General features: G+C 70.8%; 20 protein-coding genes. 9 read left to right on the plus strand and 11 right to left on the minus strand.

What is annotated here, in order from left to right:
- Window positions 1–604: 604 nt before the first annotated feature.
- The 4 genes from ACE3QP_RS17035 to ACE3QP_RS17050 are packed head-to-tail and all read right to left on the minus strand — an operon-like array spanning window position 605 to window position 4,906.
- On the minus strand, window positions 605–1,159 hold the full coding sequence (locus tag ACE3QP_RS17035; RefSeq protein ID WP_374437683.1) for a 2OG-Fe(II) oxygenase: 555 nt from the start codon (window positions 1,157–1,159) through the stop codon (window positions 605–607).
- Window positions 1,156–2,868: an NAD+ synthase gene (locus ACE3QP_RS17040; protein ID WP_374437684.1), complete on the minus strand. Its 1,713-nt coding sequence runs from the start codon at window positions 2,866–2,868 to the stop codon at window positions 1,156–1,158. Before ACE3QP_RS17040 ends, ACE3QP_RS17035 begins: the two co-directional genes overlap by 4 nt.
- Complete coding sequence (pncB, locus tag ACE3QP_RS17045; protein ID WP_374437685.1) at window positions 2,862–4,061, minus strand: nicotinate phosphoribosyltransferase; 1,200 nt, start codon at window positions 4,059–4,061, stop codon at window positions 2,862–2,864. The genes ACE3QP_RS17040 and pncB overlap by 7 nt, the downstream gene beginning before the upstream one ends.
- A 2-nt stretch (window positions 4,062–4,063) precedes the next feature.
- Entirely contained in the window at window positions 4,064–4,906 is an 843-nt protein-coding gene (locus tag ACE3QP_RS17050; protein WP_374437686.1) for a cysteine hydrolase, read from the minus strand.
- Window positions 4,907–5,032: 126 nt separating this feature from the next.
- Here ACE3QP_RS17050 and ACE3QP_RS17055 point away from each other — a divergent pair, with 126 nt between their 5' ends.
- Window positions 5,033–5,716 (plus strand): NUDIX domain-containing protein, encoded by a 684-nt coding sequence (locus ACE3QP_RS17055; protein WP_374437687.1) that lies wholly within the window; start codon window positions 5,033–5,035, stop codon window positions 5,714–5,716.
- 23 nt (window positions 5,717–5,739) lie between these two features.
- Complete coding sequence (locus ACE3QP_RS17060) at window positions 5,740–6,333, plus strand: hypothetical protein (RefSeq protein WP_374437688.1); 594 nt, start codon at window positions 5,740–5,742, stop codon at window positions 6,331–6,333.
- Window positions 6,334–6,396: 63 nt separating this feature from the next.
- Here the strand turns inward: ACE3QP_RS17060 and ACE3QP_RS17065 are convergent, their stop codons facing one another.
- Window positions 6,397–6,669, minus strand: a complete 273-nt coding sequence (locus ACE3QP_RS17065; protein WP_374437689.1) for a VF530 family DNA-binding protein — start codon at window positions 6,667–6,669, stop codon at window positions 6,397–6,399.
- Window positions 6,670–6,818: 149 nt separating this feature from the next.
- Between ACE3QP_RS17065 and ACE3QP_RS17070 the strand changes: the two genes are divergently transcribed.
- Window positions 6,819–8,171 carry a M48 family metalloprotease gene (locus ACE3QP_RS17070; RefSeq protein WP_374437690.1) on the plus strand — a complete coding sequence of 451 codons (1,353 nt, stop codon included), beginning with the start codon at window positions 6,819–6,821 and terminating at the stop codon, window positions 8,169–8,171.
- A gap of 124 nt (window positions 8,172–8,295) precedes the next feature.
- Window positions 8,296–9,723: a peptide MFS transporter gene (locus ACE3QP_RS17075; protein WP_374437691.1), complete on the plus strand. Its 1,428-nt coding sequence runs from the start codon at window positions 8,296–8,298 to the stop codon at window positions 9,721–9,723.
- On the opposite strand, the gene ACE3QP_RS17080 is transcribed toward ACE3QP_RS17075, so the two are convergent.
- Window positions 9,705–10,988: a glycosyltransferase gene (locus ACE3QP_RS17080; protein WP_374437692.1), complete on the minus strand. Its 1,284-nt coding sequence runs from the start codon at window positions 10,986–10,988 to the stop codon at window positions 9,705–9,707. The genes ACE3QP_RS17075 and ACE3QP_RS17080 overlap by 19 nt on opposite strands.
- Before the next feature lie 220 nt (window positions 10,989–11,208).
- Here ACE3QP_RS17080 and ACE3QP_RS17085 point away from each other — a divergent pair, with 220 nt between their 5' ends.
- Together ACE3QP_RS17085 and ACE3QP_RS17090 are read left to right on the plus strand one after the other, a co-directional pair.
- On the plus strand, window positions 11,209–11,682 hold the full coding sequence (locus ACE3QP_RS17085; RefSeq protein WP_374437693.1) for a cupin domain-containing protein: 474 nt from the start codon (window positions 11,209–11,211) through the stop codon (window positions 11,680–11,682).
- Window positions 11,683–11,745: 63 nt separating this feature from the next.
- Window positions 11,746–12,669 (plus strand): hypothetical protein, encoded by a 924-nt coding sequence (locus ACE3QP_RS17090; protein WP_374437694.1) that lies wholly within the window; start codon window positions 11,746–11,748, stop codon window positions 12,667–12,669.
- A 22-nt stretch (window positions 12,670–12,691) separates the two neighbouring features.
- Here ACE3QP_RS17090 and ACE3QP_RS17095 read toward each other — a convergent pair whose 3' ends face one another.
- Together ACE3QP_RS17095 and ACE3QP_RS17100 are read right to left on the minus strand one after the other, a co-directional pair.
- Window positions 12,692–13,582, minus strand: coding sequence for a class II glutamine amidotransferase (locus ACE3QP_RS17095; protein WP_374437695.1), 891 nt, complete (start codon window positions 13,580–13,582; stop codon window positions 12,692–12,694).
- A 48-nt stretch (window positions 13,583–13,630) separates the two neighbouring features.
- Window positions 13,631–15,034, minus strand: a complete 1,404-nt coding sequence (locus tag ACE3QP_RS17100) for an MFS transporter (RefSeq protein ID WP_374437696.1) — start codon at window positions 15,032–15,034, stop codon at window positions 13,631–13,633.
- Between the two features lie 100 nt (window positions 15,035–15,134).
- On the opposite strand from ACE3QP_RS17100, the gene ACE3QP_RS17105 reads away from it, so the two are divergent.
- Window positions 15,135–16,058 (plus strand): LysR family transcriptional regulator, encoded by a 924-nt coding sequence (locus tag ACE3QP_RS17105; protein ID WP_374437697.1) that lies wholly within the window; start codon window positions 15,135–15,137, stop codon window positions 16,056–16,058.
- A gap of 234 nt (window positions 16,059–16,292) precedes the next feature.
- Here the strand turns inward: ACE3QP_RS17105 and ACE3QP_RS17110 are convergent, their stop codons facing one another.
- Window positions 16,293–19,622: a DUF748 domain-containing protein gene (locus tag ACE3QP_RS17110; protein ID WP_374437698.1), complete on the minus strand. Its 3,330-nt coding sequence runs from the start codon at window positions 19,620–19,622 to the stop codon at window positions 16,293–16,295.
- A 732-nt stretch (window positions 19,623–20,354) separates the two neighbouring features.
- Here ACE3QP_RS17110 and ACE3QP_RS17115 point away from each other — a divergent pair.
- Both ACE3QP_RS17115 and fghA read left to right on the plus strand, forming a co-directional pair.
- Window positions 20,355–21,455 carry an S-(hydroxymethyl)glutathione dehydrogenase/class III alcohol dehydrogenase gene (locus ACE3QP_RS17115; RefSeq protein ID WP_374437738.1) on the plus strand — a complete coding sequence of 367 codons (1,101 nt, stop codon included), beginning with the start codon at window positions 20,355–20,357 and terminating at the stop codon, window positions 21,453–21,455.
- A gap of 141 nt (window positions 21,456–21,596) precedes the next feature.
- Window positions 21,597–22,439, plus strand: a complete 843-nt coding sequence (gene fghA / locus ACE3QP_RS17120; RefSeq protein ID WP_374437699.1) for an S-formylglutathione hydrolase — start codon at window positions 21,597–21,599, stop codon at window positions 22,437–22,439.
- A 9-nt stretch (window positions 22,440–22,448) separates the two neighbouring features.
- Here the strand turns inward: fghA and ACE3QP_RS17125 are convergent, their stop codons facing one another.
- The gene (locus ACE3QP_RS17125) at window positions 22,449–22,790 is read right to left on the minus strand and encodes a hypothetical protein (RefSeq protein ID WP_374437700.1); all 342 of its coding nucleotides are present in this window, start codon (window positions 22,788–22,790) and stop codon (window positions 22,449–22,451) included.
- The coding region (locus ACE3QP_RS17130) for a hypothetical protein (RefSeq protein WP_374437701.1) at window positions 22,787–23,321 on the minus strand (535 nt) is incomplete at its 5' end. The genes ACE3QP_RS17130 and ACE3QP_RS17125, both read right to left, overlap by 4 nt.

Genomic DNA, 23,321 nt, shown 5'->3' on the forward strand with positions numbered 1-23,321 from the left:
GGCTTGAGGCAGCAGCAGCATCTGCTGCGGCTCGTAGGGGAGGTAGGGCGCGGCCATAGCCTCCCAACGCACCTCAGGCCTCACCTGCAGTCAGGGACTTCCCTTCTGCCGCCCAGACTCCTAGGGGCGAACTGTGATGGCGGTACTTGGGCTCACACTGACACGAGCCCTCATCTGACTCCGACGGGCAGGACGGCGAAGGCGCCCGGGGTACCGGTCGTCCCGGGCAGCGAGGACCATGGCTTCCGAGCGACGAAGAACCGACCCCCAACCAGCGTCAGCCAAGCACAAGCCTCTCGTTGGGGGTCTCGTCATCGCAGAAAGCCCGTGATGGTTTGCGGTGGTCTAGTCGGCCGGTACTCCGGCCAGCTTAGCGGGCAGGTTTTCGCAGTCCCAGAAGGGGTGTGGGAGCCATGTGAGCCAGCCGTGCAGTCGCGGCCGGCCCGTGGCCGGCCGCGTGCATTGGCGCCTTTCTTTGCCCCGCGTTTCTTTGGCGCAGCAAAGAAATGCGGGTCGGGTGCAGGGGTGAAGCCCCTGCGGGATCCCACGACCGCTGCCCTGTAGCGGACAGCGAGGACAGCGTGTTGGTTCATCGGAGCACCGCTCAGATGGTGCTTGCACCGTAAAGGAGATCGGAGCGCAGCACGTACTTGGTGCCCTCGACCAGGCTCGCCCCTTCATGCCAGGTGTCGTGCACGAAGAGCAGCCCCATGCCGGCTTCACCATGAATGGCGAACTCGCGGAAATCCGTCTCACCCCCTTGGTAGCCCTGATTCAGATAGATCAGCACGGTCAGCTTGCTGGTGTGCCCCGACTCGCGCCAGGGCCCATCCTTGTGCATCTTGAAGCGTTGGCCGGGGCGGTAGCGGTAGAAGCGCAGCGCCTTGGGCAGGCCGATGGGCACCTGCCCCTCAAGCTCAGGCAATGGCAGTGACTGCAGACGCTCCCAAATGAGCGCCACCCAGTCTGGATGCTCCAGCATGGCACGGTCGTTGTTGCGGATCTGGGGCATCGCCACCGGACCTTCAGCGGTCCGTACACCGGCCGGCTCAAAAGCAACTGACTCGGCCAGCGCCACCAACTCCTCGCACTCGCGCGCACTCAACAGGCCCGGCACCGTGCACACGCGCTCGTTATGCCAGCGCAGCTGCCCACTCACTCAAACACCCCCGGCACCCGCGCCGCAATCGGCATCTGCCTTCCCTGCCCAAACGCCCGCGAGCGCAGCCGAATGATGGGCGGCGCTTGCCGGCGCTTGTACTCACTGCGATGAATCATCCGCGCCACCTTCTCGATCAAAGCCCGCCCTTCGGCCGTGGCTTTCAGCGCATCAAACTGGGCATGCGCGGCAGCGCGCTCCCAGGCGGCCAAGCGCTCGCCTTCGATCAACACCTTCAGCACCTCGTCCAGCACCGGATAAGGCGGCAGCGAGTCGCTGTCCTTCTGCCCCGGCGCCAGCTCGGCCGAGGGTTCCTTTTCGATGATGGCCACCGGAATCAGCTCGCGCCCTGCCGCCTCGTTCAGGTGGCGCGAGAGTGCGAACACTTCGGTCTTGAAGAGGTCGCCGATCAGGCCCAGGCCGCCATTGGTGTCGCCATACAGCGTGCAGTAGCCCACCGAGACCTCGCTCTTGTTGCCGGTGGTCAGCAGCAGATGGCCGCGCGCGTTCGAGAAGGCCATCAGCGTGGTGCCGCGCACGCGCGCCTGCAGGTTCTCCAGCGTCAGGCCCTGCATCTCGGCGCCGAAGCTTTCCAGGAACTGCGCCTTGAAGGCCTCGACCGCACCCTTGATCGGGTGGTTCAGCAGCTCGATGCCGAGGTTGCGACACAGCGCCTCCGAGTCCGTCACCGAGCCGCTGGACGAGAAGCTCGAGGGCATGGTGATGCCCACCACGTTCTGCGGGCCGAGCGACTCGGCGGCCAGGGCCAGCGTGAGCGCGCTGTCGATGCCGCCCGAGCTGCCCACCACCGCCTGCGTGAAGCCGCAGCGGCGTGCGTAGTCGCGCAGGCCCAGCACGATCTGCGCGCGGTAGAAGGCCATCGGGCTCAGGCCCGCCGGTACCGGGCGCGGCAGGGGTTGGCCGCTCGGCTCCAGGAAGCGGCCCTGCTCGAAGCGCAGCGTGCGTACCGATTCCACAAAGCGCTCGGCTTCGAACACCACGCCTTCATCGGGTTCGACGGCGAAGCTGGCGCCGTCGTACACGAGCTGGTCGTGCCCGCCCACATGGTTGACGTAAAGCAGGGGCAGGCCGTGGCGGCGGCTGGCGGCGACAAAGATCTGGTGGCGCTGCTCACGCTTGCCGATGTTGCTGGGGCTGGCGTTGATGGACACCACCAGCTCAGGTGCGGCGTCGCGCAGGCGCTCGAAGGGGTTGACGCGGTAGTCCGCGCCCTCGTCGTTCCAGCCGTCTTCGCAGATCAGCAGGCCGATTTGCGTTTGCCCTAAGCGCAGCACCTTGGCCACGTCCGGGCCGGGCTCGAAGTGGCGGCGCTCGTCGAAGATGTTGTAGGTGGGCAGCAGCTGTTTGGCGTAGCGCAGCAGCACTTGGCCGTCCTTCAACACCAGCAGGCCGTTCTCCAGCTTCTTGCCCGGCCCCGTGCGCTCCAGCGGCGCACCGAACACCCAGGCCAGGCCGGGCAGCTCGGCCGAGGCCCGCTGCAACGCCGCCAGCCCCTGCTGCACCTGGCGCAGGAAGGCGGGTTCGTCGAGCAGATCGCCGGGGTAGTAGCCCCCCACCGCCAACTCGGGGAAGACGATCAGCTGCGAGCCCTCGGCCGCGGCCTGCCGGGCGGCTTCGACCATGCGGGCCACATTGCCCGGCACGTCGCCCACGGTGAGGTTGAGTTGGGCGATGGTGAGGTTCAGCATGGCTGGACTCCGAACACCTGGCGCAGATAGGCCAGGAAGGTTTCGTCCTCGCACAGGGTCTTGCCGGGCGAGTCGCTGAGCTTGGCCACCGGCTGGCCGTTGGCGTGGGTCAGCTTCATCACGATGTTCAGCGGCTTGGGCCCGAGGTCGTTGCTCAGGTGCGTGCCGATGCCGAAGCCCAGCTGCACGCGGTCGGCAAAGTGGCGGTAGAGCTCGATGGCCTTGTCGACGGTGAGCCCGTCGCTGAACACCAGGCGCTTGGTGTGGGCGTCGATGCGCAGCTTGGCGTAGTGCGCCAGCGCCAGCTCGCCCCACCACACGGGGTCGCCGCTGTCGTGGCGCAGGCCGTCGAAGAGCTTGGCGAAGTAGAGGTCGAAGTCGGCCAGGAAAGCCTGCATGCCCACCACATCGGTGAGCGCCGTGCCCAGGTCGCCGCGGTACTCCTGCACCCAGTCTTCCAGCGCGGCCTTCTGCGAATCGCGCAGGCGCACCGTGCCCAGGGCCTGGAAAGTCTGCAGGTATTCGTGCGCCATGGTGCCGATGGGCACCAGGCCCAGTTCCTTGGCCAGCAGCACGTTGCTGGTGCCCTTGAAGTGGTTCGGCAGCGCATCGCGCAGGCGCTCCACCACCTCGCGCTGCCAGCCGCCCGAAAAGCGCCGGCGCAGGCCGAAGTCGAACAGCTCGAAGGGGTGGCGGTACTTGGCGGCGGCCAGCGCAAAGGCCTGCAACGCGTCGATCTTGGCGGCCAGGCGGCGCCCACCCTCGGCGCGCACCTCGGGCGTTTCGAAGCGGCGGAAGTAGAGCTCGTTGACGATGGCCAGCACCGGGATCTCGAAGCCCATCACATGCACCTGCGGGCCCTTCGCCACGATGCGCAGCAGCTCGCCCTCCGCTCGCACGTCGATGAAATCGCGCTGGAAGCGGAAGATGCGCAGGAAGTCGACGAAGTCGCTCTTCATGAAGCGCAGGCCGCGCAGGTAGGCCAGCTCGTCGGCGCGAAAGCTCAGGGCGCACAGCGCATCCAGCTCGCGTTCCACATCGGCCTGCAGCTCGGCCAAGGGGTAGGCGGGCTGGTTGCGGCAGACGAAGTGGTACTCGGCCTGCGTTTCGGGGTGGCGATGCAGCAGGGTCTGCCACATCGTGAACTTGTAGAGGTCGGTGTCCAGCAGGCTAGTGATGACGGGGTTCGACATGCTCAGACCTCGGTGCTGGTGGCCAGTTGCACGCCCTGCGCGCGCATGGCCTCGAAGAACTCGGCCTGCTGGGCCTCGAAGCCGGTGACGGGGCTGATGCAGTCGGTCAGCAGCACCAGCTTGTCCAGCTTGCGCGAGGGCAGATGCGCGGCCAGGTGCTCCACGGTGGCGCGCACGCAGTGGCTGCCGGCCTCGCCGGCGATCAGCACGCGGTCGAAGCGGTCCAGCTCGGCCAGCAGCGCGGCGTTCAAGGTGGTGCGCGCATCGCTCGGGTCCGGCACCTCGGCCTGCAGCGCGCTGTAGTGCTCGGTCCAGGGGTTCTCGCCCTTGGTGACGATGGCCACCGAGCGGCCCTGCGCATCGGCCCAGGCGTCCAGCGCCACCTGCAGGCCGGCGTGCACGGCGTGGCCCCAGGTGCCCATCTGGCAATGCACCGGCCACACCATCAGGGTGTAGCGGCCACTGGCCTCCAGCGCATCCAGGTAGGTCAGCACACGCTCCAGCGCCTGGGCGTCGCGCGGGCGAAAAGCCCCGGCGCGCACCTGCGCGGCGGTGATGGGCGTGAACGGCGCCGGCGTGTGGCCGGCCAGATCGCGCCAGAAGCCGGGGTGGGCCACGTCGATGCGGTGGTGCGAATCCAGCGTCACCGTGATGGCGTCCAGCTTCGCGCCCAGGCGCTGCACGAGTGCGGCGGCGCGCAGCAGGTCGGCGTGCGCGCCGGTCACCGGCAGTGCAGGTTGCAGGGGTTCCTCGCCCGGCATCGCGTGGGGGCGCCAGTTCTCGGGCAGGTCGCAGAAGTCGTTCTGCGGGTCGATCAGCAGCAGATGCGTGTGCATGGTCTTCATCCTTTTCGTCTGTGTGCGTGCCATCCTAAGTCAGTTAATTGCACATTGCAATTAACGAACTTGATGCCGACCGCAGCCCCCCGTGAATGGGTGCACGACACGAGCACGGGCGCTATCCTTGCTTCGGTGAACCGCACAACAAACTCCGAGAGCAAGCTGATCTGCACCGTGGACGTGGTGCTGCTGACCCTGCACGAGGGCCAGCTCCAGGTGCTGCTATTGAAACGCGAACGCGAGCCCTTTGCCGGCGCCCTCGCCCTGCCTGGGGGGTATGTGCACACCGACGAAGACCAAAGCTGCGCCGACGCCGCCCAGCGCGTGCTGCGCGCCAAGCTCGGCCTGCAGAGCCCCTACCTGGAGCAGCTGGCCAGCTTCAGCGGCCCCGGGCGCGACCCGCGCGGCTGGTCGGTCTCGGTCGCCTACTTCGCGCTGGTGCCGGCGCTGGAAGCCCTGCCGGCCGGCGCGCAGTGGCGCGCGGTGGACAAGCTGCCCGCCCTGCCCTTCGACCACGGCCGCATCGTGGCCACCGCCCTGGAGCGGGTGCGCAACAAGAGCCAGTACTCGTCACTGCCCGTGCACCTTTGCCCCGAACCCTTCACGCTGCCGCAGTTGCAGGCGGTGTACGAGGCCTTGCTGGGCGAGCCGATCAATCCGGTGAGCTTCCGCCGCAAGATGGAGGAGCTGGATGCGATCGAGGCGATCCCCGGCGCGAAGAGCAGCGGCGGTGCGCATCGGCCGGCGCAGCTGTATCGGGTGCGGGAGGCCTTCAGGGAGCGGTTGAAGGTGGTGGGAAGGGCGTTGAAGGCATGACCGGCAACGCAAGGAGACATCGCATGGATCTGATCTTGGAGAACACCTCCAATCCGCTCTACTTCACCAACCTGCGCTGGACGCTCGACGCCATGGGCCTACGGGCCGCAGCGTTCGACTGGTACGTCAGGGAAGTCGAGGCGAACTGCGGCGAGGCCGTCTTCTCAGCCAAAGACCGCTGGGTCGATGGCCTGGAACTGCAGCAGGTTCTTGAGGCAAACGAGATCCAGTTCTTCTGGGGGGTGTTCAGCGCCTTCCCGAAGGGCCAGCGCCGCGGGTTTGATGGTCTCGAAGGGGTGGGAGGGCCAGGCCTGCGCTGGACCCGCGATCCCCGAACGGATCCGCTGCCAGGCGCAATATTCGAGATCGAATGCTTTGACAGCGGCTCGACCCTGCTGTTTGGCATCTCGGAAGAGACTGCACGGAACTTCTGCAAGGTCTACCCGGACGCACGTCCCTTCAACAGCTTCGACTTTAAGGATGCAGGGCATCAAAGCCCAGCTTGGGAGGGGTTGTCCAACGAGCGGTGGAGCCAAGTCGAGCAGGGCGGTCAAACACTCACCTTGGACGCGGTGCAAGAGCACATACAGAGGCGTATTGCCGCCCGCAAACTTTGACCGCCCTGCCGGAAAGGTCGAGATTGCTGACCAGCACTCACTTCGAAAGAAGAACTGTTGGCCTCACCCACCCCCGCGCCGCTTCTCCCGCAGCATGAACAAATAAAGCCCCTCCACCTTCTCTCGCGCCCAGGGCGTCTTGCGCAGGAACTTCAGGCTGGAGGTGATGCTGGGATCGTGGGTGAAGCAGCGCAGCGGAATGCGCTCACCCAGCTCCGCCCAACCAAAGTAAGCCACCAGCTCGTTGAGGATCTTTTCGAGCGTCATGCCGTGCAGGGGGTTGCGCGGCTGGCCGTTGGCTTCGGGCGGCGGGGTGGGTGGGGTGGCGGCGTTCATGCCCCGCAGGCTGCCTGCAAACCCGCCCGGGCCGCTGGCTCGGCAGCCGGGGCGTCCACCGCGGCTGCCCATCGCAGCGCCAGCGCGCTGGCGCCACGCGGCACCCACACTGCCGGCCTTTCGCCCCTCAGGCCCTGCGGCCTCCTGTCATGACGACTTCCCGCCTGTGCCCCCCGCTCCTCCACCGCCTGGGCGCCCTGCTACGGCCCGTGGTGCTGCCGTTGCTTTGCAGCCTCGCCCTGGCCGGCCCCGCTTTGGCGGGTGAAGACCATGGGACGAAGCAGCCCATCGACGTGGCCCCCGTAGACGACGCCTGGCGCGCCGCGCTGCCGCGCGACGCCAAGCTGGCCACCCAGGCCTATCTGGACCGCCTGCCCGCCGCCAGCGTGCAGCGTGCCAACCAGTACGAGGAGGGCGGCTACTGGCTGCAGCTGTGGGAGTTCCTGCTCGGCCTGGGCATTGCCGCGCTGATGCTCAGCGGCCGGCGCGCCGCGCGCGTGCGCGACTGGGCGCAGCGGGTGGGGCGCTACAGCCTGGCACGCGACGCCCTGTTCGGCGCCGTCTACGGCAGCAGTGCCGCGCTGCTGAGCCTGCCGCTGAACTTCTATCGCGGCTATGTGCGCGAGCACACCTACGGCATGTCCACCCAGGGCCCGGCGGATTGGTGGGGCGAGTGGGCGCTGGGCCTGGGGCTGGAGGCCCTGGGCGCCGCCGTCGTGGTGGCGGTGCTGTATGCGGTGATCCGCCGCACCGGCGAGCGCTGGTGGCTGTGGGGCACGGCGGCCTGCAGCGCCCTGCTGGCCCTGCTGCTGCTGGTGCAGCCGGTGTGGATCGCCCCGCTCTTCAACACCTACCAGCCGCTGGAACCCGGCCCGGTGCGCGAGGCCGTGCTGACGCTGGCGCGCGCCAACGGCGTGCCCACGGATGAGGTGTACCGCGTGGATGCCTCACGTCAGACGCAGCGCATCAGTGCGAATGTGAGCGGCTTGGGGCAATCGGCGCAGATACGCCTGAACGACAACCTGCTGAACCGCACCTCGCTGCCCGAGATCCGCGCCGTGATGGCGCATGAGCTGGGCCATTACGTGCTGAACCATGGGCCCAAGATGCTGATGCAGTTCAGTCTGCTGATCCTGTTCGGCTTCCTGTTCAGCCAGTGGGCGCTGCGCCTCCTGTTCGCGCGCTTCGGTGCGCGCTGGGGCACGCAGGCAGTGGGCGATGTGGCCAGCCTGCCGCTGCTGGCCGCGGTGTTCTCGTTCTTCATGCTGCTGGCCACACCGGTGTTCAACACCATCGTGCGCACGCAGGAAATCGAAGCCGACCGCTTCGGCCTGAACCTGGCGCGCGACCCGCATGGCTTTGCCGAGGTGATGCTCAAGCTGGCCGACTACCGCAAGCCCGACCCCGGCGCGCTGGAGGAACTCGTGTTCTTCCACCACCCGAGCGCCCGCCACCGCATCCATGACGCGATGCGCTGGCGCGAGGCGATGGGCACGCCCTGAGAGGCGGCGGGCGCTGCAGGCCAGCCTGCCATCGGGATCGGCGAACCCCAGGCGAATGCCACTTGCGCGCGCCGGGGCTTTCGCCAACAGTGCCGCCCTTCCCAAGTCCGGCGCCAGCCCCATCGTGTCCAGCATTCCTGTTCCCTCCTCCACCGCCGCGGCGGTGCCTTCCGCCGGCCCGGCCGGTCGCAGCTTTCTCGGCCACCCGGTGGGCCTGGGCTGGCTGGCCTTCTGCGAGTTCTGGGAGCGCTTCTCCTACTACGGCATGCAGGCCCTGCTGGTGCTCTACCTCAGCAACCACCTGTTCCTGCCGGAGCACGCCGGCAGCGTGGCGGGCCTGCAGACCTTGCGCGGCTGGATCGAGGGCATCACCGGCCCGCGCTCGCCGCAACAGCTCGCCTCGGTGGTGTTCGGGCTCTACGCCGGCCTGGTCTATCTGACGCCGATCTTTGGCGGCCTGCTGGCCGACCGCTGGCTCGGCCGCACGCGCACCGTCGTCATCGGCGCCAGCCTGATGGCAGCCGGCCACTTCCTGATGGCCTTCGAAGCCGCGCTGCTGCCGGCCCTGGGCTGCCTGCTGCTGGGCGTGGGCTGCTTCAAGGGCAATATCGCCGCGCAGGTGGGCGATCTGTACGTGCCGGGTGACCAACGCCGCGCCTCGGCCTTCCAGATCTTCATGCTGGCGGTGCAGATCGCCGTGATCGCCTCGCCCATCGTCTGCGGCACCCTGGGCGAGAAGATCGGCTGGCACTGGGGCTTCGGTGCGGCCGGCGTGGGCATGCTGATCGGGCTGCTGATCTACCTGGCCGGGCGCAAGCACCTGCCGCCCGAGCTGCCGCGCGGTCAGGCCGCGCGCGCCGCCGCCGCGCCGGCGCAGCGGCTGGGTCGTGAGGGCTGGGCCCGCCTGCTGCTGCTCGTCGGTCTGCTGCCGCTGCTGATGCTCTCCATCGTCGGCAACCAGCAGTTCAACAACGCCTACCCGCTGTGGTCGCAGAAGCACATGGACCTGCTGCTGTGGGGCTTCCAGGTGCCGGTGAGCTGGCTGCAGGCGGTGGACGCTGCCGTGAGCCTGGGCACCATGCTGGCCTCGATCGCCTTCTGGCGCTGGTGGGCCACGCGCCGCAAGGAGCCCGACGAGCTGAGCAAGATGGCGCTGGGCTCGCTGATCGCCGCCTGCGCGCCGGCCCTCTTGATCCTGGCCGCGCAGCAGATCGAGAGCAGCGGCGCCAAGATCAGCCCGCTCTGGACCCTGGGCTACACGCTGATCAACAACCTGGGCTTCGCCAACATCCTGCCGGTGGGCCTGGCGCTGTACTCGCGCGTCTCGCCGGTGCGCCTGCAGGGCGTGCTGATCGGCGTGTACTACCTGCACCTGTTCTTCGGCAACAGCTTCGTGGGCTGGCTGGCGGGCCTGCTGGACGAGATGCCCGGCACGCAGTTCTGGGCCCTGCATGCGGTGCTGGTCGCCAGCGCGGGCGTGGGCCTAATCGCGGTGAAGCTGGTGTTCGGGAAGCTGCTGGCGCCGCAGCCGACTCAAGCTGCGGCGGGCTGAGGCGCGCAGCGCGCCAGGATCGCCTCACAGGCCTGCGCCATGGCATGCCCCGGGCCCTGCAGGCGCGGGGCCAGGGCCTGGCAGCGGGCGCGCAAGGCGGCGTCGCCCAGCAGGGCGTTGAGCGCACCGGCGGCGCGGTCGGCACGGTAGTGGGCGGGCAGCAGCTCGCGTGCCACGCCCAGGTCGATGAGGCGGCGGGCGTTGTCGAACTGGTCGTAGGCCTGGGGGCGCACCAGCTGCGGCAGGCCGGCGCGCAGGGCCTGGGCGCTGGTGCCGATGCCGCCGTGGTGCACCAGCGCCGCCAGCCGGGGCAAGAGCCGGGCATAGGGCGCGAAGGGAACATGCAGCAGCTGCGGCGGCAGCTGCGCGGGCACCTGCTCGGGGAAGTGGCTGAGCAACAGGCCGCGCAACCCGGCCTGCACGCAGGCCTGGGCGGATTCGGCAAAGAAGCCGCGTGCCGTGGCGGTAGCCGTGCCGGCACTGAAGCCGACCGGCGCGGGGCCGGCGGCCAGGAACGCTTGCAACGCCTGCGGCAGCGGGGCGGCGGTGGCCGGGTCGTCGAGCGGGAAGTCGAGCAGCTGCAGGTGCGCAGGCCAGTCGGCCGGGGGCGGGGCAAACCAGGCCGGGAACAGACCCAGCAGCGCGTCGCTGCGGTGAATCCAGTCATTGAAGAGATCGCGCACCGGCGCCAGGCCGAGCCGGGCGCGCAGCTGGTTGAGCGGCGCGCGGAAGTGGGGCTCCATGAAGGCCTTGTCCATCAGCCACCAGGCCAGGCGCTTCAAGGCCCGCGGCGTGCCGCTGCCCAGCTCCTGCAGCGCATGCGGCCCCACGCGCGCCGGCCGCAGCGTGGAGCGAATGGCCGCCGGCGCCAGGTGCACGGTGGCGCTGGGCATGCCGGTCGTTTCCGCCGCCAGGCGGTGCGAGAACTGCAGCGCGCTGCCGATGAGCACGCTGCCGGCCGGGTCCACCTCGGCGCGCATGGCCTCATAGCAGGGCGCCAGCAGCGCGGCCAGTTCCTGCGCCACGCGGGCCATGGCTTGGTCGGGCTTGGCGTCGCTGAGCTGGGCGAACAGCCGGTGGTAATCCGCCACCTCGCCCACCGGCCGGAACTGCGCCCCGCTGGAGGCGAGTGCCGCTTCGAAGTAGGGGTTGGCAAAGAAATGGACGCGGTGGCCGCGCCGCACGAATTCGGCCGCCAGAGCGGCAAAGGGCAGCTCGTCACCATGGCTGCCGAAGCTGGCGATCAGGATGCGCGGAAGGGTCACGCTCGAAGGGGTGCAAGGGCCGGGCAGGCGGGAGCGCCAGTGTCCGGCCCGAGCGCCTGACTGGCCGCCACACTCCCCCCGACTGGGGAGAGGGTGCCGAATGGCAGGGGCTTGGCAAACCCCGCGCCCCGCAGCCGTGGTGGATTGATAGGCCCGGCGCATCAATCCCGGCCATGGATTGCATTGGACGGCAGCGCCCGGCACGCCCAGCATCGCGGCCATGCACACTCCTCCCGAACTGCTGCGCGCCGCCGCCATCGCGGCCCTGCCGGCCCAGACCAAGACGCATCTGCTCAACCCCAACGCGGTGCGCAGCGCCAAGGCGCTGGGCGCGGCCACCGGCTTGAAGCACCTTGGCATCCACCTGATGACGGTGCAGCCCGGCCATGCGGCCACCGAGTACCACCGCCACCACTACGAGGAGCAGTGCTTCTACGTGCTGGCCGGCCGGGGCGAGGTGTGGATCGACGAGCAGCCCTATGCCGTCGGCGTGGGGGATTTCGTCGGCCTGCCGGCGCGGGGCGCGGCCCACACCCTGCTGAACACCGGCAGCGAACCGCTGGTGTTCCTGGCCGCCCGCCAGATGCTGGCGCAGGATGTGTGCGACTACCCGCGCCAGCGCCAGCGCCTCTACATGGACGGCGACGAGGAGGTGCTGGTGGCGTACGAGCAGATCCGCCCCCCACCGGGCTGAGGGGCGCGCAGGCGCCGAGAATGCGCGCGCGCTGGGGCCGCTTCCCGCGCTGCCCCCTGCCCCATGAACGTTCCGCCGCCGCGCCGCTTCCTTCTTTCTGCCCTGGTCTGCCTGGCCCTGGGCCTGCCCGGCGCCGTGCGGGCCGACCCGCTCCGCATCCTCTGGGTGGTGTCGCACAGCCCGCCGATGTTCAGCCTGGAGAACGGCCGCGCGCCGCAGCGGCCCGAGCAGCTGGGCCAGGGCGAGCTGGACGGCATGCTGCGCCTGCTGACGCAGCGCATGCCGCAGTACCGGCACGAGTTCGTGGTGGCCGAGTACCCGCGCCTGGAGGCGCTGGCGCGCCAAGGCGAGCCGGTGTGCTCGAACCTGCTGCTGCGCACCCCCGAGCGCCTAAGCTGGCTGCACTTCACGCACACCCATGTGCCGCTGCAGGCGCGCCAGATCCACTTCGTCACCCGCGCCGAGCTGCTGCCGCGCCTGGGCCTGAAGCCTGGCGCGGTGGTGGACCTGGCGGCGCTGCTGGCCCGGCCCGATCTCAAGGGCCTGCTGGAACGCCAGCGCTCCTACGGCAAGGAAGTGGACGCGCTGCTGCAGCGCCGTGGCCAGGCGCTGCTGGCGCAGGCCATGCCGCGGCGCGGCACCAATCTACTGCGCATGCTCAGCGCCGGCCGCATGGACTTCACGCTGGAGTACGGGGTGACGGTGACGGCCTACAACCGCAACGAGGAACCCCCGGCGCCGCTGGTGGCCCTGCCACTGAGTGGCGCACCGCCCACCACGGCACGTGCCACGCTGGCCTGCGCGCGCAATGGCCAGGGGCGCGAGCTCATCGAGGCGGTGGACGCCGCCGTGCGTCGACTGGCCGTCGAGAAACCGCGCGAAGCTTGGATGCGCAGCTGGCTGGGCCACGCGCCCGAGGGCTCGGACCGCGAACGCCTGGAGCGCTACTTCGACGAACGCGCGCGCGGCGGGCCGCAGATCGACTGAGCGAGTGAGAGGGCGGCGGCCCTCAGGGCGCCAGTTCGGCGCCGGCCCCCAGCGGCAGCAGGCGCGGCGCCGCACCGCGTTCCAGCACCACCAGATGGTTGCGCGGCACCGCGGCCCAAGTACGCGCGGGGGTCAGGCGCTCGGACGAGACGATGCTCGCCGGCTCGCGCTCTTCCTGCGCGCGCTGGCCGAACTCCTGCGCCGTGGTCTCGTACAGCTGGCCCTGCAGCACGTAGAGCGAATCGCCTTCGCTCGCGGGGTCGGTGGTGAAACGGCTCACCACCGCCTGCTGGCCGTTGGATACCGCCAGGTTCAGGTAGTGCGGCGCCTGCACGCCGGCCGCGTGGCTGGCGGCCAGCACGCGCTGCAACGTAGCGGCCAGGCGCTCGGCCAGGCGCAGCGCGGGGTCGGGCGCGCGCTCGTCGGTCTTTTCATGGCGCAGCAGCTGGTCCACGAAGACGGCGAACACATGCTCGGTGTCGGTGCTGCCGCGCACCCGGTTGAAGGCTTCGTCGCACAGCGGTTCGAGCAGGCGGCGGCGCAGGCGGGTGAACTCGTTCAGGTAGCCGTTGTGCATCAGCAGATGGCGGCGCCAGGCAAAGGGGTGGCAGTTCGCCAGGTCCACCCCAAAGCCCGGCGTGGCGGCGCGCACATGGGCCAGCACGCAGGGCGAGGCCACCACGCGCGAGAGCTCGCGCAGATTGCGGTCGTTCCAGGCCGGCGTGACCGAATGGAACACCGCGGGCTCGCGCGACAGGCGCGGCGCGTACCAGCCCACGCCGAAGCCGTCGCCGTTCAGCTGCTCGCGCCGTTCCTTCGAACGCACGCTCTGGTGGATGAGCGAATGCTCGGGCTCGATCAGCAACTTGCTGAGCCGGATGGAGGGGCCGAGGTAAAGCGTGAAGCGGCACATGGCGGGGCATCCGATTGCCAGGGCCGCAGAGTAGCGCGGCCCAGCCGCTCAGCTTGGCACCCGTGGCGGCGCCAGCCGGGCCCAACCCGCCGCCAGCGCCAGCAGCAGCAGGCCGCTGGCCCACGCAAAGCTGTGGCGCAGCGCCGCCGCCACCTCGGCTGGCCCGGCCTGCCCCAGCCCGCCCACCGGCAAGGCCTGCACGAACACCGCGCCCATCAACGCCGCGCCGCTGACCAGGCCCAGATTGCGCGCCAGGTTCAAGAGCCCGGCCACCAACCCGCGCTGCGCCGGCGCCACCCCCGCCAGCAGTGCGCTGGGCGTGGCCGCCTGGAACAGCGCGTAGCTGCTCGTCAGCGCCACCAGCGGGCCCAGGTAGCCGGCCAGGCCCCAGGCCAGCGGCGCCAGCGCCAGGCCGGTGCTGGCCAGCAGCATGCCCAGCAGGCCCAGGCGCCCCACAGCGGCGCTGCCCCAGCGGTCCACCGCGCGGCCGGCCGGCCAGCCCACCAGGGCCACGCAGGCCGGGCCCACGGCCATGGCCAGGCCCAGGCCGGCGGCATCCAGGCCCAGGCTGTGCACCAGGTGGAAGGGGCCGAGCACCAGCGTCGTCATCAGCACCACCGCCACCAGCGCGGTGGCCAGCAGCTGGGCGCGCAGGCGCGGTGCGCGCAGCTGCGCCAGGTTCACCAGCGGAGCCGCCACGCGGCGCTGCGCCCACACGAACAGCGCCAGCCCCAGGGCCGCCAGAACCAGCAGCGGGCCGCGCAGGCCCCAGGCCGCGCCCTGCGTGAGCGCCAGCGCGTAGGCGGCCAGCGTCAGGGCCAGCAGCAGCGCACCCAGCGCATCGAAGCGCTCGCCCGTGCGCACAGGCCCATCGGCCGGCAGATAGCGCGCGGCCAAGCCAAGGGCCAGCAGCGCCAGCGGCAGCTGCAGCAGGAAGAGCGCGCGCCAGCCCAGGCCGGCCAGCAGCAGCCCGCCGAGTGCGGGCCCGAGCGCGGTGCCGAAGGCCGAGAGCGTGGCCATCAAGCCCATGGCCTGGCCGCTGCGCTGGGCCGGCACGGCCGCCGCCACCAGGGCCAGGCCCAAGGCCATCATGCCGGCCGCGCCGGCGCCCTGCAGCGCCCGCGCCCCCACCAGGCTCCACAAGCCCGGCGCGGCCGCCGCCAGGCCCGAGCCCAGGCCGAACAGCGCGATGCTGCCCAGCAGCAGCCGGCGCCGCCCGAACAGATCACCGAGCCGCCCAGCGCTGACCACCAGCGTGGTGCTGGCCAGCAGATAGGCCAGCACCACCCACTGCACGCTCTCGAAGCGGCTGCCGAAGACCTGCACCAGCTGGGGCAGGGCGACGTTGGCGATGCTGGTGCCGAGCGCCGGCAGCAGGGCACACAGGGCGAGTGCGCCGGTGGCGGCGCGCGCCGAGTGACCCGCGGCGGCGGGGGTTTGAGGGTGGGTCATCAGAGGCTCCAGGATCGGTTTTGAACCTGGTGCCACGGTAGGCAGGCCGGTGAGCAGGCGGAAGGCGCATCATCTGCACTTCATCCGTGCACCAGACGCCATGTCATCCCCCGATCTGAACCTGCTGCCGACACTGGACGCCCTGCTGGCCGAGGGCAGCGTGGCCGGCGCGGCACGCCGCCTGGGGCTCAGCCCCTCGGCCATGAGCCGCGCGCTGGCGCGCCTGCGCGCCGCCACCGGCGACCCCCTGCTGGTGCGCGCCGGCCGCGGCCTGGTGCCCTCGCCGCGCGCGCTCGAACTGCGCGAGCGCATCGGCAGCCTGGTGCAGGAAGCCGAGGCCATGTTGCGCCCGGCGCGACGGCTGCGCCTCAAGCAGCTGCAGCGCCGCTTCACGCTGCGCAGCCGCGAGGGCTTCGTGGAGAACTTCGGCGCGCGCCTGCTGCAGCGCGTGGCCGCCGAGGCCCCGGGCGTGCAGCTGCACTTCCTGCCCAAGCTGGACAAGGACAGCGCACCGCTGCGCGACGGCCGGGTCGACCTCGAGACCGGCGTGGTGGCGGCCGACAGCGGCCCCGAGCTGCGCACCCAGGCCCTGTTCCGCGACCGCCTGGTAGGCGTGGTGCGGCCCGGCCATCCCCTCAGCCGCGGCCGCGTCACGGCCGAGCAATTGGCTGCTGCCCGCCATGTGGCCGTGGCCTTGCAGGGCAGCGGGCCGGAGGCCATCGACACCGCGCTGGCCGCCCTGGGCCTGCAGCGCGAACTGGCCGCCACGGTGGGCGGCTTTGCCGCCGCCCTGGCCCTGGTGCGCGATGCCGAGCTGGTGGCCTGCGTGCCCGAGCGTCACACCGGCAGCCTGCGCGCCGGCCTGCACAGCTTCGCGCTGCCGGCCGAGCTGCAGATCGGCACCCTGACGATCTCGCTGCTCTGGCATCCGCGCTGGGACGGCGATGCGGCGCACCGCTGGTTGCGGGGGTGTGTGCAGGAGGTCTGCGGTGATTCGGAGCAGGGCTGCACCCACCGTGGTTGAGGCCCGCGGGACAGCCCTCGGGGGCTTCACCCCCGAACCCCGACCCCCTTTTCTTTGCTGCGCCAAAGAAATGCGGGGAGGGGCTGAGCCCGGAGTGAGCAGGGCCCACTGCGGGCCCTGCGACCTCGGGCGAAGGACAGTCCGCTTGCAAGCGGACTGGCTGGGGTGGGGTTGAAGACCCCACGGGCTCTCACAAGCAACGCTGGAAACGCTTCAGGGCGCCGTCACCCCCCCTCACTGCTTCGGCAGCACCTCCACCTGCAGCGGCAGCTCCACTCCATCGGCCGGCAACGCCGCAGGAGCCTCTACACGCAGACGCTGCAGGCCCTGGGCGCGCAGCCAATCCGCCATGGCAGCGGCGCGTGCCTGGCCCAGCTGTTCCAGCGCCTGCGGGGCCAGGGGTTCGGCGGCCAGCAGGCGTTGCCACAGCAGCTCGGGCAGGGGCCGGCCGGCCAGTTCGGTGCGCTCGGCCTCGCTGAGCGGCGCCGGCGCGCGGCCCAGCGCGGCTTGGGCGCGGGCCAGCAGGCGCTGGGCCATGTTGGGGGGCGGTGCGGGCTGCGCCAGCGCATGGCGTTCTTCCAGGCGCTCCAGCTCCGCGGCGCTGAAGCGGCGTGCGTAAAGCTGGCGCAGGGCCTTGGCGGATTGCGCGGGCAGCAGCAGTGCGTCCTCGGCTTCGAGCCGGTGGCCCTCAATCTGCGCCAGCTCCTCGCGCAGCTGGCGGGCCTTGAGCACCGGCGCGTCGCGCTCGGGCGTGTAGCCGGCGCTGACGAGCAGCTGCAAGCCGGGGCGCTTGGCCAGGGCCTGGGCCAGTTGCAGCAGCTTCTCGCGCTCGGGCGGCGCCAACTGGGCGCTGCCGGCGGGGAATCCGATGCGGTCGCTCAGTTCCTTCTCGCCACCGAACAGCGCGCCCAGCGCACGGAAGGGCGCACTGACGATCTTGCCCAGCACATTGGTGATGACCTTCCAGATCAGGCCGCCGTAGCTGAACTTGGGTTCGTCCAGGCTGCCGCTGACGGGCAGGCCAAGGTCGATGCGGCCCTCGCTGTCTTCCAGCAGCGCAATCGCCAGGTCCAGCGGCAGGGAGGTGGCGCTGGGGCTCTCGATGCGCTCGCCCAGCACCAGGCTTTGCATGACGATGCGGTTGTGGCCCTGCAGCTGGCGCGCGCGCAGCTGGTAGTCGAGGTCCAGGTCGAGCTTGCCCGAGGCGATGCGGCGGCCGGCGAAGGTGGCGGTGTAGGGCGTCAGCCGCGTCATCTCGATGTTGCGGAAGCGCAGCTGCAGATCGCTGAAGCCGGTCGGGTCCAGGGCCTGCAGGCGGCCGCTGGCCTGGGCCTGGCCGTAGTCGTCCACCTGGCCGTCGAAACGCAGCTCGGCCGGGCCGCTGCCGGGGGCCGTGTCCAGCCCGGCCAGCTCGCCCTCGCCCTGGTGGATGCGCACCGCAAAGGGCAGGGCCAGCGAGAGGTCGGCGAAATCGACGCGGGCTTCGCGCAGGCGCAGGTGCTGCAGGCGCAGGCGTGGGGTCGGGGTGGTGGCTGGGGTAGTGGTCGGCGCGGCGCTGCTCGGCGGCGTCTGCCACAGCCCGTCCCAGTTGACGTTCTTCTGGGCGTCGATCAGCAGCTTGGCCTGCAGGCCGTCGATCTGCAGCCGGCCCAGGTCCAGCAGCGTGGGCGAGAGACGCAGGCGCGGGGCCTGCAGGCGCCGCCAGGCCAGGAAGGGTTCGTTCAGCACCCCGGGCTCGTCCACACGCAGCGCGGCCAGCGTGGCCTGGCCGGTGAACTGCCAGGCCGGGGCCTGGCGCAGCCGGCCCTGCACATCGAGCCGGCCGCCGGCCAGCTTCAGCGGCGTGTAGGCCGCCAGATAGGGCTGCAGCGGCGCCAGCACCAGCTGCTGCAGGCCGAGCTGCAGATCCAGCTGCGGCAGCAACTGGCCTTGCGCGCGCAGCCGGCCGCCGCTTGCCAGCTCGGCCTCGGCCTGCAGCTGCAGCGCGGCCGCGCCCAGGCCTTCCAGGCGCGCCTGCGGCAGGCGCAGCGCCCAGCGCTGCGGTGGCTGCAGGCCGGCATCGTCCAGCTGCAGCTGGGCGTCGGTGAGGGTCAGGGGGGCGATGCGGGTCTGCCAGGACGGGCCTGCTGCGGCCGGCGCGGCTTCGCGGCGCTGCAGCGCGGTCAGCAGGGGCAGGCCACCAGTGGCGTCGCGCTGCAGCTGCAGCGCCGCACCTTGCAGCTGCAGCGGGCCGAGCTCCAGCTGCCGCGCCGCCAGGTCCAGCATGCCGCCGTTCAGACTGGCCTGCGGCAGACGCAGCCAGTCGCCCGCGCGCAGGCCCTGGGCCTGCAGCTGCAGGTCTTGCAGCTTCAGCGCGGGGGCCTCCGTGCCACCCCAGGCGGCCTCGGCAGCGAGCTGCAGGCTCAGGGCGTCCAGCTCAATGCGCTGCGGCTGCTGGAAGCCGGCTTCATCGAGGCGCAGGGCCAGGCCTTGCAGATCGAGCGCGCCGAGAGCGAGCTGCCAGCGGGGGCCGGGGTTCGGGTCGGCTGGTGTAGCGGGCAACCAGGCCTCGACATCGAAGCGCCCCGCGGCATCGCGCGCCAGCTGCAGCTTGCCGCCCTGCAGGCGCAGCGCGGCGAGCTGCAAGCGGCGTTGACGCAGGTCCAGGCGGCCGCCTTCCAGCAGCAGGCGCGGCAGCTCCAGCGCGGGCTCGGCCGCCTGCAGGCCTTGCAGGCGCAGACCGTCGAGCTGCAGGCGCAGACCGTCCACCTTCAGCTGCGGCGCCTGGCCGGGGTCGCTCTGCGCCTCGTAGCGCAGGCTCAAGGCCACCTGGCCGCCGGGCGGCTGCACGGCCAGTGGCGGGTTCGGCAGCAGGGCCCAGAGTTTGGTCAGCTGCAGGCCGTCAAGCTGGATCTGGCCCTGCGCGCGCAGCGGCTGCAGGCCGAACTCGCCGCGCCAGCGCAGCTCGCCGCCCAGGCCGCTGCGCGCCACCAGCTGGTGCGCGCCGCGTTCCTCGGGCAGGGTGGAAAGATCGCGCAGCTCCAGCTGCAGACGGTCGAGGGTGTCGGTGCGCAGCACCTGGGCGCGACGGTCTTCGTAATCGAAGCGCCCCTGCTCGACCTGCAGCAGCGCGATGCGCAGGCGCGGGGGCGTGGCATCGGGCGCGGCGGGCTGCGCCTGCAGCGCCGCCAGCAGCGCGCCCCAGTTGCTGCGGCCCTGCGGCAGCAGCAGCAAGCGCAGCTGCGGGCCTTCGAGGCGCAGCAGATCCAGCGCGGTGGCGCGATGGCGCAGCGCGCCCAGCAGGTTGATGTCCAGGCGCAGGCGCTGCACCGCGGCCAGGCGCTCGCCCTGCGGGCTCTGCAACTGCAGCTGCTCGACTTCGAGCGCAACACGCCAGGGCGAGAAGCGCGCCGCCTGAAAGCGCAGGGTGTGCCCGGCCAACCCCGATTCGGAGCGCCCCAGGCCCCAGCGCAGCAGCGGCTCCACCGCCAGGGGCAGGGCGATGAACCAGAGCACCAGCAACAGGCCGAGCAGGGCCAGCAGTGCGCGCAAGGGGCGGGAGGTGGGGAACAGGCGGCGCGGCATGGCTTCAGCTTACGGCGGGTGGGACGCTGCTCGTCGTCCAAGAGCCCGCAGGGGCTTCACCCCTGCACCCGACCTACCTTCTTTGCTTCGCCAAAGAAGGTAGGCCAAGAAAGGCGACCCCGATGCCTGCGCCCCCGGCCTTGCCGGGGGTTCCCTGCGGTGCGCGAAGAGCGGGCCCAGGCCCAAAACTCACTTCGCTCACTGCGTTCGCTCCGTTCAGACAGTTGGGCCAAGTCAGTGCTTGATGCGCGCTGCGCGCGCGGGCCCGCTCTTCTGTGCTCCTCGGCTTGGCATAGGAAAGACCCCAAACAGCCGAACAGCCAACAGCCGAATACCGAACAGCCCGTACCGACCCTGTCGCGCCGTTTCCCGGCTGTTGGCTGCTTGGCTGCTGCCCCTATGCGCTGCCGAGAAGCGCAGCTTGGCTGGGCAGCGTGCGCAGCACGCGTCCCCATCAAACTCGGCCCGACTGTCTGAGCGGAGTGAGCGAAGCGAACGCAGCGAGTTTCGGGCCGGCCCAGCCGAGCGAGCATCGCAGGGAACCCCTTGGCGAAGCCAAGGGGCTGCGCATCGGGGCTTGACCTTTTTGTTCCTTTTGGGTCAAGCCAAAAGGAACTCGCCTGCCGGGGCGAGACCCGGCGGGGTCTTGCCAGCGACGCAGACCTTTTTCGCCACACTCCGCACTAGCATCCGCGCCCACACCCCAAAGCGCCCAAGGAGCCTCCCATGCCCATCCAAACCCGCGCCGCCGTTGCCTGGAAGGCCGGCGCCCCGTTGACGATCGAGACCGTGGATCTGGAGGGACCGCGCGCGGGCGAGGTGCTGGTGGAGGTGAAGGCCACCGGCGTGTGCCATACCGATGCCTACACGCTCAGTGGTGCCGACCCGGAAGGCCTGTTCCCCGCCATCCTGGGCCACGAAGGCGCGGGCGTGGTGCTGGAGAGCAAGGTGCCCTGGCTCCAACCCGGCGACCACGTGATTCCGCTCTACACGCCGGAATGTCGCGAGTGCAAGTTCTGCCTCTCGCGCAAGACCAATCTCTGCCAGGCCATCCGCCCCACGCAGGGCAAGGGCCTGATGCCGGACGGCACCAGCCGCTTCAGCCTGAACGGCGAGCCCATCCTGCACTACATGGGCACCAGCACCTTTGCCAACCACATCGTGGTGCCGGGCATCGCGCTGGCCAAGATCCGGCCCGACGCGCCCTTTGACAAGGTCTGCTACATCGGCTGCGGTGTCACCACCGGCGTGGGCGCGGTGCTGTTCACGGCCAAGGTGGAAGCGGGTGCGAACGTGGTGGTGTTCGGGCTTGGGGGCATCGGCCTGAACGTGATCCAGGGCGCCAGGATGGTGGGCGCCAACAAGATCATCGGCGTGGACATCAACCCGGCACGCGAAGCCATGGCGCGGCGCTTCGGCATGACGGACTTCGTCAACCCCAAGGACGTGCCCAATCTGGTGGATCACATCGTGCAGATGACCGATGGCGGCGCCGACTACAGCTTCGAGTGCGTGGGCAACACCACGCTGATGCGCCAGGCGCTGGAGTGCACGCACAAGGGCTGGGGGCGCAGCATCATCATCGGCGTGGCCCCGGCCGGGGCGGAGATCAGCACCCGGCCCTTCCAGCTGGTGACCGGGCGCAAGTGGGAAGGCAGTGCCTTCGGCGGCGCACGCGGCCGCACCGATGTGCCCAAGCTGGTGGATTGGTACATGGACGGCAAGCTGCAGATCGACGAGCTGATCACGCACAAGCTGCCGCTGGAGCGCATCAACGAGGCGTTCGACCTTATGCACGCGGGTGAAAGCATCCGCACCGTCATCGAGTTCTGAAGGACTGGCCCACCCCCGAAGCGCCTGCGGCGCCTCCCCCTCAAGGGGGCGCCACCAGCGGCCCGGCAAAGCCGGTTCCGCGGTGGCACTTGATCAAGCAGGACTGCGGATTGGTTCGCAGCCTGACAACTGGAGTGCACCATGGAGTGGTCCCCTGAAATCCTCGGCGAGTACCGCTGCTTCGGCGGCGTGCAGGGCTATTACCGCCAGGCGTCAAGCGCCATCGGCCTGCCGATGCAGTACAGCTTGTACCGCCCGCCCGGTACGCCGCGCGGCCTGCTGTTGTGCCTGGCGGGGCTGACCTGCAGCGAAGAAACCTTTCCCATCAAGGCCGGCGCGCAGCGCCTGGCCAGCGAATTGGGCCTAGCCCTGCTGAGCCCCGACACCAGCCCGCGCGGCACCAACATCCCCGGCCAGGCTGACGACTGGGGCTTCGGCGTGGCCGCCGGCTTCTACCTGGACGCCACGCAGGCCCCCTGGGCTCCGCACTGGCGCATGGAGACCCATGTGATGCAGGAGCTGCTGCCGGCGGTGCAAGCGCAGCTGGGGGGTGTGCCGGTTTCGGTGCTGGGCCACTCGATGGGCGGACATGGCGCGCTGACGCTGGCGCAGCGCCACCCCGGGCGCTTCCAGTCGCTCTCGGTCATCGCGCCCATCAGCGCGCTCAGCCAATGCCCCTGGGGGCAGAAGGCCCTGCCGGCCTATCTGGGGCCGGACGAGGGGCAGTGGGCGCAGCACGACGCCAGCGCGCTGATGCGCGCGCAGACCGCGCCGCCCTTCCCGGCCGGCATCCTGATGGACCAGGGCGAGGCCGATCAGTTCCTCTCCGATCAGCTCAAGCCCGAACTGTTCGAGGCCGCCTGCGCGGCGGTGGGCCAGCCACTGACCCTGCGCCGCCATGCCGGCTACGGACATGGCTATTACTTTGTGGCCACCGTCATCGACGACCACCTGCGCCACCACGCGGCGGCGCTGGGGGGATGAGGGGCTCGATCAGCGCTTCCCGCTGCGCAGCCAGCGCCCCACCCAGCGCAGGCAGCCGTAGGCGCCGCTGAAGAGCACGCAGCCGATGGCGATCAGGCCCAGCGTCAGCAGCCAGTCGTCGGCCCCCATCCAGACGGCCAGGGCCAGCAGGGCCAGGGCGTAGAGGGCCAGCAGGCGCGGGAGGCCCGGCCCGGGGCGCCACACCGCCCACAGGCCGGCGCCCAGGCCCAGCAGCACGGCCGAGTAGCTCACGGCCACGGCCAGCATCCAGTCGCCGCCGCCGTGGGCCCAGGCGGCCGGGCTCAGGCCAGCCAGCAGCGGGGCCAGGCCCCAGCGCGCCACGCGCCTCATTCGCCCGCCCCGCAGCGCGCCGCGCCCGCGGGGGCACGTTCGCTGCGCAGGAACTCCACGCCTTCGAACCCCGCGCGCACGCCGCAGAACTGCGCCCGGCAATGGCCCTCGGGGTCTTCCAGCACCAGGCTGTGGGCCTTGAAGCGCAGGCGCAGCACACAGGGCCGCTCCGGGATGACGGTTTCGGCGGGCCGCAGCTCCAGCGCGTTGCCCACGCGCTCGGCCGCACCTTCCAGCGTGCAGGTGTGGGCATTGGCCTGCACCAGCTCCAGCGCCAGCTGCCAGCGGCCATCGGGCCGCGGCTGCAGGCTCAGGCAATCGGCCGCGGCGCTGCCCACCCATTGCTGGCGCTCAAAGTCCAGCACCTGGATGCGGCGCGGCATCAGGTAGTGGCCGGCGGCGTCTGGCGGCCAGGGCGCGGCGGTCTGCCAGCCCTGCAGCTGGGCCAGGCGCTCGCGCTGCACGCGCGCCAGGCAGGCGTCGTCGGCACAGGCGTTGGGGGGGGGGGGGCGGCCGCCGGGCGGGTGCAGG

The sequence above is a fragment of the Inhella sp. genome (genome assembly GCF_041912635.1).
In the GTDB taxonomy this organism is placed as follows: Bacteria; Pseudomonadota; Gammaproteobacteria; order Burkholderiales; family Burkholderiaceae_C; genus Inhella.

Bases quoted from the DNA above. Each gene is read 5' to 3' on its own strand.
- ACE3QP_RS17065 (WP_374437689.1), bottom strand. From the start codon at position 6,669: ATGAACGCCGCCACCCCACCCACCCCGCCGCCCGAAGCCAACGGCCAG.
- ACE3QP_RS17100 (WP_374437696.1), bottom strand. From the start codon at position 15,034: ATGACCCACCCTCAAACCCCCGCCGCCGCGGGTCACTCGGCGCGCGCC.
- ACE3QP_RS17105 (WP_374437697.1), top strand. From the start codon at position 15,135: ATGTCATCCCCCGATCTGAACCTGCTGCCGACACTGGACGCCCTGCTG.
- pncB (WP_374437685.1), bottom strand. From the start codon at position 4,061: ATGTCGAACCCCGTCATCACTAGCCTGCTGGACACCGACCTCTACAAG.
- ACE3QP_RS17095 (WP_374437695.1), bottom strand. From the start codon at position 13,582: ATGTGCCGCTTCACGCTTTACCTCGGCCCCTCCATCCGGCTCAGCAAG.
- ACE3QP_RS17060 (WP_374437688.1), top strand. From the start codon at position 5,740: ATGGATCTGATCTTGGAGAACACCTCCAATCCGCTCTACTTCACCAAC.
- ACE3QP_RS17050 (WP_374437686.1), bottom strand. From the start codon at position 4,906: ATGAAGACCATGCACACGCATCTGCTGCTGATCGACCCGCAGAACGAC.
- ACE3QP_RS17070 (WP_374437690.1), top strand. From the start codon at position 6,819: ATGACGACTTCCCGCCTGTGCCCCCCGCTCCTCCACCGCCTGGGCGCC.
- ACE3QP_RS17125 (WP_374437700.1), bottom strand. From the start codon at position 22,790: ATGAGGCGCGTGGCGCGCTGGGGCCTGGCCCCGCTGCTGGCTGGCCTG.
- ACE3QP_RS17040 (WP_374437684.1), bottom strand. From the start codon at position 2,868: ATGCTGAACCTCACCATCGCCCAACTCAACCTCACCGTGGGCGACGTG.
- ACE3QP_RS17090 (WP_374437694.1), top strand. From the start codon at position 11,746: ATGAACGTTCCGCCGCCGCGCCGCTTCCTTCTTTCTGCCCTGGTCTGC.
- fghA (WP_374437699.1), top strand. From the start codon at position 21,597: ATGGAGTGGTCCCCTGAAATCCTCGGCGAGTACCGCTGCTTCGGCGGC.
- ACE3QP_RS17110 (WP_374437698.1), bottom strand. From the start codon at position 19,622: ATGCCGCGCCGCCTGTTCCCCACCTCCCGCCCCTTGCGCGCACTGCTG.
- ACE3QP_RS17085 (WP_374437693.1), top strand. From the start codon at position 11,209: ATGCACACTCCTCCCGAACTGCTGCGCGCCGCCGCCATCGCGGCCCTG.